Raw genomic sequence first — 9880 nt, 5'->3', positions numbered from 1 at the left:
GGGGGGGGTGTCCCAGGCGAAGGTGGGTGTGGTGCCGCCGTCACCTGTGCCGGCGGGAGCGGCGGAGATGATGCGGGCGAGCCCGAAGGTCAGTTCGGTGTCGCGGGCCGGGCCGGTGCGGGCGCGCACCCGCCCGCCTGCCACCTGGATCGGGGCGATGCGGACCTGGCGCTGGGAACCCTCGCGGCCGACGACGGTGAGGTCGACCTCGGTGCCGGTGGCTGCGGCTTCGCGCAGCACATCGGCGATCGTCGACGGTGATTCGGTCTCCGGTTCCTCGCTGCCGGAGCGCAGAGAGGAGATATAGGAGGACAAGCGCGAGTCAGGCACTCGGGTGGTGCGCCGGGTGGTGGCCGGCCGGCGGGCGAGGCTGGTTGCGCGCGGGGGAGCGGGGTTCTCTGGGGCGGCGGCCATCGTTTGGTATTCGGCGGCTTCGAGCAGCATCGCCAGCCGTTCGCGCGAGACGTTTGAGACCGCGACCGTCGCGCTCAAGCGGGTGAGCCCGGCGGGGACGAGAGCGGAGTCGGCGAGCATCGCGGCGAGTTCGGCTTCGTCGTCGACGACGATGACGCTGCGGGCGGCAGCGATCTGGATGCGGCCGAGCCGCCCGGCGGTTTCGGTGATGAGGAACTCGAGCGGCTGGGGCAGCGTGTCCTGTCCGGTGACCTCGCGCAGCCGGGCGGTGATGTCATCGGCGCGCAGCCCGGACTTCAGGGCATCGGAGATCGTCGTCTCCGTGAACCGGTACACAGTGCCCTGCCCGCGGGTGTCGACCTCGGCGAGATCGGTGAGCGCAGCATGGATCTGCGGCGCCAGCGGGCCGGTGGCGATCGCGGTGAGGTCGGACTGCACGACGACGCGGGTCTGCAGCTCGGGCAGGATCCCGTCGACCCGGGCGGGAATTGATTCGGGCACCGAGACCGCAGTGATGTCAAAGCCGGTGACGGCACGGGCGGTGTCCATCGCCTCTGCGAGGTGCGTGGTGAGTACCTTCCCGAGTCGGGTGAGGGCGTGGGCGTGGCCATCAGCCAGCGGGGTGCACAGCAGCCCGAGCAGCGCGGCTTCGTCGATGAGCCGGGTGAGCGTGGCGGTGCTGGCGGCGGCCAGCAGCGGGTGGCGCCATTGGATGTGGGCGATGAGCAGATCATCGGGCACCGCCAGATGGGTGCCATCGTCTCCAGTGCTGCCGCCGCCAGCTGAGTCGTCTGTCAGTTCAGCCAGCGTGTGCAGCAGCGCGTACCGGGCGTGCGGCAGCGGCGGCTGGGACTGCGGGAACCCGGCATAGGCGGCCTTGCGGTGCAGACCTGCCGACGCGGCCAGCGACTGCAGCCGGTCCCCGCGCTCGGTGCTCCCGGCCAGCACATGGGTCGTATCGACGGCACCGGTGAGCCAGGTCTGCAGCAGCATCGCGTAGACCTCGCTGCGCTCGGCGGCGAGCACTGTGTCGAAGGCCGCAGTCGGCAGCCAGCGCGGATCGAGATCAGTCCCGCCGATGCCCAGCAGCCCGACGGCTGCGGCCAGTTCGGTCAGCATCACCGCATCAGGAAAGCTCGCCCCGAGTGCGCGGGCGATGGCCTGCATATCGCGTTTGCCGGCCCCGCCGCTGGTGAGCTGGGAGACCTCATGAGAGGTGAAAGCGTCGACAGCCGAGAGCACCCCGGACACCGTCGCCGAGGCGGCCGCTGCCTCGGCATTGGCAGCGATCGCTTCGGCGACCGGCCGGGTGTACTCGGCCGGATCGGCCGGGGCGGTGGCTGCCACCCAGTCCGGGGGAGAGCGCAGCTCCGCCGCCGAGGTCGGCAGCAGGCTCATCGTCTCCGCATGCGTGCGATATGCACGATCCCCGACCGGCCACAACAGCCCGCGGGTCTTGAGCGTCTCCACCACCTCGGGCGCGGCCGCCAGCGTGGATGCCGGCACGGCAGGATCGACACGGGTCGCACACGCCGCCCGGTGCACCGCCTGCAGGGCGGCCGTGTCGAGGGATTCGAGACCGGTGGCCACCGCGGTGCGCGACCCGGCGGCCGCGGCGACATCGCGCAGCCGGGGCAGGTCGGTGCGCATGAGGTCCCGGCGGGCGCGGGAGAACGCAGCGAAGTCCGCATCGGGAAGCTCGCGCAGCCAGGCGGCGAAGGAGGTCAGCGTAGCCATCGAACCCAGTCTAGTACCGCCGCCGCACCCGGCCCGGGCCTCGGCTACAATGGTCTGGCCAGCCGCAGCAGGCCCGAACGCAGCAGAAGGAGGTGGCCACGGTGAGCGCACACGCACAGAACGCACAGACGCAGACGGCACCGCCGCACAGGCGTGCGAGTTCGCGCGCCGATGCCGCGCTCACAGCAGCTGCGGTGATCTTCTCGCTCATCGGGGTGCTTGCGATCGCGGTCGTGCTCATCCAGGCCGCCATGCAGGCCAGACCCTCGGCGCTCATGACCTACACGGGAATGATCTGCCTGCCGATCGGGTTTGCAGGAATGCTGGCCGTGCTCATCCGCGCCACACTGCGCCGCCGCAGCAGCTGAACCGGCCCGCCGGAGCCCACCGCCCGGCCCGCCAGAACACGACAGCCACCCGGCACCCGCGGCACACACCGCACCACCGGCCCACCGGCCGCACCACCCCACCAACTCAGAGCAATCCGCTTCTGCTGCGGCACACCTGCCGCCAGAAGCCACGTATGTGAAAGGACGCTATGCCCACCGGACGCGTGAAATGGTTCGACGAAGGCAAGGGATTCGGCTTCGTCACCGCCGATGACGGCGAACAGATCTTCCTCCACGGCTCCGCCCTGCCCGCCGGAGCGCAGGTGCGCACCGGCACCCGCCTGGACTTCGACATCGTCGACGGCCGCAAGGGCAAGCAGGTGCTCAAGGCCCGCGTGCTCGACGCCCCGCGCAAGGTCCGCCGCGACCCGGAGAAGATGGTCGTCATGGTCGAAGACGTCATCCGCCTCCTCGACGACACCGCCGCCGGCCTGCGCCGCGGCCGGTACCCCGATTCGGCACATTCGCATAAGGTGGCAGAAGTGCTCCGCGCGATCGCCGATGACCTGGAGGGTTGATGTCGCACCTGTTCGATGCCTGGCTAGAGGACATGCGGGCCAGCCGCAGCCGCACAGGCGCCAGCCCCGCTGACTCCGGCGAGCCGGCTGCCGCCGCCGCGCCCGAGGCGGGGGAACCGGAAGCTGCCGCAGCTGCGGATCCGCAGTCGGCTGAGACCGCCGCCGAGGCGCCGCGCACCACCCGCAGGTCCGCGAAGATCGCCGACGACGCACTGCTGCTCGCCGCCGTCGACATCGCCCGCGAGGCCATCGCCGAGGCGGCCGAAGCCGAGCACATCGGTGGGCACCTGTCCGCTGTCATGGAGGGCCAGCGCCTGGCCACCCACGCGTTCGCCTGCACGATGCCCGGCTACCGCGGCTGGCACTGGGTCGCCGTGCTCGCCCGGGCGCCGCGGTCGAAGAAGGTCACCGTGTGTGAGACCGCGCTGCTGCCCGGTGAAGACGCGCTCGTGGCACCGCGCTGGGTGCCGTGGTCTGAGCGCCTGCAGCCCGGTGACATGAGCGCCCGCGATGTGCTGCCGAAGGTGCTTGACGACCCGAACCTCGAGCAGGGCTTCGAACAGGTCGGCGGTGAGGACACCGGACTCGGCCCCGGTGACGAGATCGACCAGATCCCCAACTTCGAATGGGGACTCGGGCGTCGCCGCGTGCTCTCCCGTGAGGGCATCGCCAACGCCGCGACCCGCTGGGAGAACTCCGACGCAGGCCCCGAGGGCGACTTCGCCCGCCGCGCCTCTGCCCACTGCTCGACCTGCGGCTACCTCATGCCGATGGCCGGCTCCCTGCGCACGCAGTTCGGCGTGTGCGCCAACGAATGGTCGCCCTTCGACGGCCGCGTCGTCGCCCTCGACAACGGATGCGGCGCGCACTCGGAGACCGACGAGCGGCGCAAGCCCGAACCGATCCCCGACCCGGTCATCGACGACTTGGACGAGGACTTCGACATGGTCGCCACCACCAGCGACGACGACTCCGGCAGCAGCGAACAGCCCGGCACCAGCGAGACCAGCGGTGCGGACACGGCACAGCCGGCCACCGCCTCGGGAGCGGCAGAGGCCAACACCGCCGCCGAACCCGAACGCGAGGAGGCACACGCCAGCCGATGAGCTCGATGTTCCGGTCGCTGAGCGAGCCCAACTACCGCCGGTGGTTCTCGGGTGCGCTGGTGTCGAACACCGGAACGTGGATGCAGCGCACGGCGCAGGACTGGATCGTCCTTACCCAGCTGACCGACAACGACGCGACCGCGCTCGGCATCTGCATGGCTCTGCAGCTGGGGCCGCAGCTCATCATGTTCCCCGTCGCCGGGGCGATCGCCGATAAGTTCCCCAAACGCAAGCTGCTCATCCTCACCCAGGCCCTCCTCGGTGCCTGCGGGCTGTTGCTCTTCGCGCTCGCCATCACCCATCTGCTCGTGCTCTGGCACGTCTACGTGCTCGCCTTCGCCCTCGGCATGGTCGCCACGATCGACAACCCCGCCCGGCAGGCCTTCGTCTCCGAGCTCGTCGGCGAGAAGCTGCTGCCCAACGCCGTCTCGCTCAACTCTGCCTCCTTCAACGGTGCGCGCATGTTCGGCCCGGCGATCGCCGGCGGGCTGACCGCACTCATCGGCGCCGAACCGGTGTTCCTCATCTCTGGGCTCGGCTTCGCCGCCACCATCGGGGTGCTCGTTACGCTCGACCGGTCGACGCTGCACTCGACGAGTGCCCGGAAGATGGGCAAGCGCGGGGTCCTCGGCGGGTTCACCTACATCCGCACCCGGCCTGACATCATCGTCGTGCTCACGATCCTCGGGATCGTCTCGACCTTCGGGTTCAACTTCAGCGTCTACACCGCCACGATGGCCAAGATCGAGTTCCACCAGGACGCCGGCGGGTTCGGGCTGCTGTCCTCGGTCATGGCGATCGGCTCGGTCGCCGGGGCGCTGACGGCCGCCAAGCGGGAGAAGCCGCGGCTGCGGATGGTCTTCGGTGCCGCCGGTGGGTTCGGGATCGCCTGCCTGCTCGCGGCGATGGCCCCGAGCTACTGGGCGTTCGCGATCGTGCTCACCGGCGTCGGCTTCTCCGCGATCACAATGATGACCTCAGCGAACGCCTATGTGCAGACGACGACGCCGGCCGGCTACCGCGGTAGGGTCATGGCGATCTACGCCGCCGTCGTCATGGGCGGCACCCCGATCGGCGCACCGGTCGCCGGCATCGTCGCCGACCTCCTCGGGCCCCGCGCTTCGCTCGTCGTCGGCGGGCTCTCGGGTGTCATCGGTCTGTCCGTGGGGCTGGGCTGGATGATCTTCGCCAAGCACCTGCGCGTCCACCGTCCCCGCCGGCGCCGCCGCCTCATCCACCTCAGCTACGACGGCAAACCCTGAGATCAACCGCACCCGAGGTGTGGGGCGGCCGGTCATCAGCCGGTACGGCGCGCCTGCCCAGGTCAGTGCCGGGAAGTGCTCGTACACTGAGGGCGCACCCTGTTCCCGAAACGTGAGGCCACCTGGCAGTGAACGCAGAGATCATCACGACCGTCCTCGTCGGACTGGCCATGCTCATCGGTTGCATCGGCATCATCGTCCCGGTGCTGCCCGGTTCCATTCTCATCGCCATCGCCGCGATCGTATGGGCCGTCGTCATCGGCACGGCCACCGGCTGGGTGACGCTGGCCGTCATCCTGGTGCTCGTCGGCATCGGCATGACCGCCTCGTGGGTGCTGACCGGCAAGCGGCTCAAGGCCCGGCAGATCCCGAACTCCTCGCTGGTGCTGGCCGCGATCTGCGCGTTCATCGGTTTCTTCGTCATCCCGGTCGTCGGGCTGTTCGTCGGCTTCATCGCCGGTCTCTACCTCGCCGAATTCCGGCGGCTGAAGGATCCGAAGGAATCGTGGCAGTCGAGCTGGACGGCGATCAAGGCACTCGGTATCGGCATCATCGTCGAGTTCTGCTGTGCGGCAGCCGCACTGACGGCCTTCGTCGTCGCCAACGCCATCTATTTCGTCAACGCCTGAGCTGAGACAGCCGAAACGGCCGGCCACCCCGCGGGGTGACCGGCCGTTCTCAGATCTGCTGGAGTAGGTCTGCTGGCTCAGGCGCTCATTTTGTGACGGCGGTGAGCACGAAGTCGATGCAGGCCAGCAGCGCCTTGACGTCCTCGGGCTCGACCGAGACGAAGGTGGCGATGCGCAGCTGGTTGCGGCCGAGCTTGCGGTAGGGCTCGACGTCGACGACGCCGTTGGCGCGCAGCATGTCGGCGACAACTGCCGCATCGATGGAGTCGTCGAAGTCGATCGTGCACACGACAGCCGACCGATCCGCAGGGTCGGTGACGAAGCAGGTGGCGACATCGGAGTTCTCCGCCCACCGGTAGACGAGCTCCGATGACGTCCGGGTCCGTTCGGTCGCCCAGGCGAGTCCGCCGTTGCCGTTGATCCACTCGATCTGCTCAGCCAGCAGCAGGAGAGTCGCGACTGCCGGGGTGTTGTAGGTCTGGTCCTTGCGTGAGTTCTCGATCGCGGTGACGAGGTCGAGGGAGGCTGGGATCCAGCGGCCGGAGTCCTTGATCTCATAGGCCCGTTCGATCGCGCGTGGGGACATGATCGCAATCCACAGACCGCCATCGGAGCCCATGTTCTTCTGCGGGGCGAAGTAGTAGACGTCCGTTTCGCGGATGTCGACCGGCAGGCCGCCGGCGCCCGAGGTCGCGTCGATGACGACGAGCGCATCATCAGCGATGCCAGCCGGCCGCCGGATCTCGGTGGCGACACCGGTGGAGGTCTCATTGTGCGGCCAGGCGTAGACATCGGCGCCAGCCACCGCCTCGGGAACGGCACCGGTGCCCGGCTCTGCGTCGAGGATCGCGGACTCCGCCAGGAACGGGGCTGTGTTCGTGGCCTTGGCGAACTTCGCGCCGAACTCGCCGAACTGGGCGTGGGCGGCCTTCTCGCGCACGAGCCCGAAGGTGGCGACATCCCAGAACACGGTCGATCCGCCGTTGCCGAGCACCACCTCGTAGCCGGCGGGCAGGTCGAACAGCTCGGCCAGGCCGGTGCGGATGCGGCTGACGAGCTTCTTGACCGGGGCCTTGCGGTGGGAGGTGCCGATCACCTCGCGCCCGGCAGCGGCCAGCGCCTTGAGCTGCGCATCGCGCACACGGGCAGGCCCGGAGCCGAAGCGGCCGTCGGCGGGCAGGAGTTCGGATGGGATCTTCACGGAATTCGGTGCATCACTCACCCCACCGATTCTACGACCCGCGCGTGAGAAGCCGGGGACGGGGTCGCGGAGTAGGCTTGGGCCATGACTTCCGAGACCCCCGAGACGCAGGCCGCCGGGCGCGAGACGATCGCCGACCTGGCCCGCCAGCGCGTCGAATACGGCAGCGACCATCTCGACGAGGTCGCAGCCGACCCGCACACCCAGTTCCGCACCTGGTTCGCTGAAGCCGAAGACGCCGTGACCGAACCGAACGCAATGCTGCTGGCCACTGCGGACGCCTCCGGCCCGGCCGCCCGCATCGTGCTGCTCAAGGGCTTCGATGCCAGCGGGTTCACCTTCTTCACCAACTACGACTCGGCCAAGGGCCGTCAGATCGCCGCCCAGCCGATCGTCGCGCTCACCTTCCCGTGGCTCGAGCTCCAGCGGCAGGTGCGCGTGTGCGGGATCGCCGAGCCGATCCCGGCAGCCGACTCCGATGCCTACTTCGCCGTGCGCCCGCGCGGGGCGCAGATCGGGGCGGTCGCCAGCCGGCAGTCGGCACCGGTGGCCAGCCGCGAGGCGATGCAGCAGGCCTATGATGACGCCGCCGCCCGCTACGACGGCACCGAGGTGGCCCGGCCTGAGAACTGGGGCGGCTACCGCGTGCGCGCCTTCGAGATCGAGTTCTGGCAGGGCCGGGCGAACCGCTTCCACGACCGCTTCGTCTACATGAGCACCGGCGGACAGCCCGCAGACCTCGCCACCGCAGCCGACTGGTCGATCACCCGCCTCAACCCCTGAGCCGGCCACCGCCTCGGCGCCGGCCGCAGACCAAGGTGGGCCGCTGGGCGAACCGGTGCGTGACGCCGCTCACGCGGGGGATAGGATGAGCGCGACGGCCGCAGCGTCCGCGGCCACGTGAGCGAATCAGAGAGGATGCTGCCATGACACAGAACCAGCCGGCCGCCTACGGGCCCGACGAGCTGTTCGACAACCTCATCGCCGGTCAGTGGGTCCCATCGGAGGACCGCAGCCGCAACATCAACCCCTCGGACACCTCAGATGTCCTCGGCCAGTTCGCCCGCGCCGACGCCGCCACCGTCGAACGCGCCATCGCCGCAGCCAGGGAATCCGCCGAGACCTGGGCGCACAGCCCCATCCAGCAGCGCTTCGACATCCTCGACACCACAGGCACGCTCATCAAGGAGCGCGCCGACCAGCTCGGCGAGCTGCTCGCCCGTGAAGAGGGCAAGCAGCTCAAGGAGGCCACCGCCGAGGTGCTGCGCGCCTCCCAGCTGTTCAAGTTCTTCGCCGGTGAGACGCTGCGCAACACCGGCGAGGTCGTCGACTCCGTGCGCCCCGGCCTGCGGGTGGAGATGATCCACGAGCCGGTCGGTGTGGTCGGCATCATCACCCCGTGGAACTTCCCGATCGCCATCCCGGCCTGGAAGATCGCCCCAGCACTCGCCTACGGCAACACGATCGTGTTCAAGCCCGCCGAGATCGTCCCGGCCAGCGCGCATGCGCTCGTGTGCATCCTGCGCGAGGCCGGCCTGCCCGACGGTGTGCTCAACCTCGTCATGGGCCCCGGCCGCGTGGTTGGGGATGCGATCTCGACCAGCCGCGACGTCGATGCGGTCACGTTCACCGGATCGGTCGGCGTGGGTGCCGGCGTCATCGCCAACGCCTCGGCCGCCGGGTCGAAGGTGCAGTGCGAGATGGGCGGGAAGAACCCGCTCATCGTGCTCGGCGACGCCGACCTCGATGCGGCCGCCGATGCCGCGATCAACGGTGCCTTCTTCTCCACCGGCCAGCGCTGCACCGCCTCCAGCCGCCTCATCGTCACCGCCGATGTCCACGATGAGTTCGTCGCCAAGCTCAGGGAGCGGATGACCGGACTGACCGTCGGTGACGCGCGTGCAGAGTCGACGGTCATCGGCCCGGTCGTGTCGGCAGACCAGCTCAGGCAGGATGAGGAGTACATCCGCCTGGCCGCCGATGAGGGCGGCACCGTCCACGGCGGCGAGCGGGTCGAAGCCGACACCGAAGGCTACTTCCTCGCCCCGGCGCTGGTGACCGAGACGACCGAGGACATGACGATCAACAAGGAGGAGGTCTTCGGACCGGTCGCCAGTGTCATCAAGGTCGCTGACTATGACGAGGCCCTCGCGGTGGCCAACCGCACGACCTTCGGTCTGTCGTCGGGCATCTTCACCGGCTCCCTCGCACGCGCCGAGCACTTCAAGCGCCACTCCCAGGCCGGCATGGTGATGGTCAACGCCCCGACCGCCGGCGTCGACTACCACACGTCCTTCGGCGGGCGGAAGGGCTCCAGCTACGGTCCGCGCGAACAGGGCCGGGCGGCACGGGAGTTCTTCACCGTGCACAAGACCATCTACGTCAACCCCTGAACGCGGCCTGACGGCTGTGACCCAGCAGGCGCCTCGGCCCCGGTCACGCAGCGACGCTGACGCTTCAGCACACGCCCCCAGCGTGCGCGCTGGAGCAGTGGCCGCAGCGGATGCGCTCGGGATGATTTTTCACCCCACACGGCGTAAAATGGAACAGTTCCAGATAAAATGGCCGGGGTTTCCTGCTCCGGGATAGACTGGTGACAACCGGAAGGGAAATGGACCAAGCTC

9 protein-coding genes are annotated in these 9880 nt (G+C 69.4%); 7 read left to right on the top strand and 2 right to left on the bottom strand.

Features of this window, described 5'->3' with window-relative positions:
- The coding region (locus B4E96_RS07295) for a helicase-associated domain-containing protein (RefSeq protein WP_286956988.1) at positions 1-2151 on the bottom strand (2151 nt) is incomplete at its 3' end.
- A 101-nt stretch (positions 2152-2252) separates the two neighbouring features.
- Between B4E96_RS07295 and B4E96_RS07290 the strand changes: the two genes are divergently transcribed.
- The 5 genes from B4E96_RS07290 to B4E96_RS07270 all read left to right on the top strand — a co-directional run bounded on the left by B4E96_RS07290 (position 2253) and on the right by B4E96_RS07270 (position 6055).
- Positions 2253-2519, top strand: coding sequence for a hypothetical protein (locus B4E96_RS07290; protein WP_170274433.1), 267 nt, complete (start codon positions 2253-2255; stop codon positions 2517-2519).
- A gap of 170 nt (positions 2520-2689) precedes the next feature.
- Positions 2690-3058 carry a cold-shock protein gene (locus B4E96_RS07285; RefSeq protein WP_102161941.1) on the top strand — a complete coding sequence of 123 codons (369 nt, stop codon included), beginning with the start codon at positions 2690-2692 and terminating at the stop codon, positions 3056-3058.
- Positions 3058-4164 carry a DUF3027 domain-containing protein gene (locus B4E96_RS07280; protein ID WP_286956987.1) on the top strand — a complete coding sequence of 369 codons (1107 nt, stop codon included), beginning with the start codon at positions 3058-3060 and terminating at the stop codon, positions 4162-4164. The genes B4E96_RS07285 and B4E96_RS07280 overlap by 1 nt, the downstream gene beginning before the upstream one ends.
- On the top strand, positions 4161-5426 hold the full coding sequence (locus B4E96_RS07275; protein ID WP_259856213.1) for an MFS transporter: 1266 nt from the start codon (positions 4161-4163) through the stop codon (positions 5424-5426). Before B4E96_RS07280 ends, B4E96_RS07275 begins: the two co-directional genes overlap by 4 nt.
- 128 nt (positions 5427-5554) lie before the next feature.
- A complete protein-coding gene (locus B4E96_RS07270) occupies positions 5555-6055 on the top strand; it encodes a DUF456 domain-containing protein (RefSeq protein ID WP_102161938.1) in 501 nt (166 codons plus the stop codon).
- 85 nt (positions 6056-6140) lie between these two features.
- Here the strand turns inward: B4E96_RS07270 and serC are convergent, their stop codons facing one another.
- Positions 6141-7277, bottom strand: a complete 1137-nt coding sequence (gene serC, locus B4E96_RS07265; RefSeq protein ID WP_375545119.1) for a phosphoserine transaminase — start codon at positions 7275-7277, stop codon at positions 6141-6143.
- 63 nt (positions 7278-7340) lie between these two features.
- Here serC and pdxH point away from each other — a divergent pair, with 63 nt between their 5' ends.
- Together pdxH and B4E96_RS07255 are read left to right on the top strand one after the other, a co-directional pair.
- On the top strand, positions 7341-8039 hold the full coding sequence (pdxH, locus tag B4E96_RS07260) for a pyridoxamine 5'-phosphate oxidase (RefSeq protein WP_286956986.1): 699 nt from the start codon (positions 7341-7343) through the stop codon (positions 8037-8039).
- Positions 8040-8182: 143 nt separating this feature from the next.
- Complete coding sequence (locus B4E96_RS07255; protein WP_286956985.1) at positions 8183-9649, top strand: aldehyde dehydrogenase family protein; 1467 nt, start codon at positions 8183-8185, stop codon at positions 9647-9649.
- Positions 9650-9880 lie beyond the last annotated feature (231 nt).

It is taken from the genome of Brevibacterium sp. UBA7493 (assembly GCF_002479565.1).
GTDB classification, from domain to species: domain Bacteria; phylum Actinomycetota; class Actinomycetes; order Actinomycetales; family Brevibacteriaceae; genus Brevibacterium; species Brevibacterium luteolum.
This window is presented reverse-complemented; position numbering and strand designations above follow the sequence as displayed.

Bases quoted from the DNA above. Each gene is read 5' to 3' on its own strand.
- B4E96_RS07285 (WP_102161941.1), top strand. From the start codon at position 2,690: ATGCCCACCGGACGCGTGAAATGGTTCGACGAAGGCAAGGGATTCGGC.
- B4E96_RS07280 (WP_286956987.1), top strand. From the start codon at position 3,058: ATGTCGCACCTGTTCGATGCCTGGCTAGAGGACATGCGGGCCAGCCGC.
- B4E96_RS07275 (WP_259856213.1), top strand. From the start codon at position 4,161: ATGAGCTCGATGTTCCGGTCGCTGAGCGAGCCCAACTACCGCCGGTGG.
- pdxH (WP_286956986.1), top strand. From the start codon at position 7,341: ATGACTTCCGAGACCCCCGAGACGCAGGCCGCCGGGCGCGAGACGATC.
- B4E96_RS07255 (WP_286956985.1), top strand. From the start codon at position 8,183: ATGACACAGAACCAGCCGGCCGCCTACGGGCCCGACGAGCTGTTCGAC.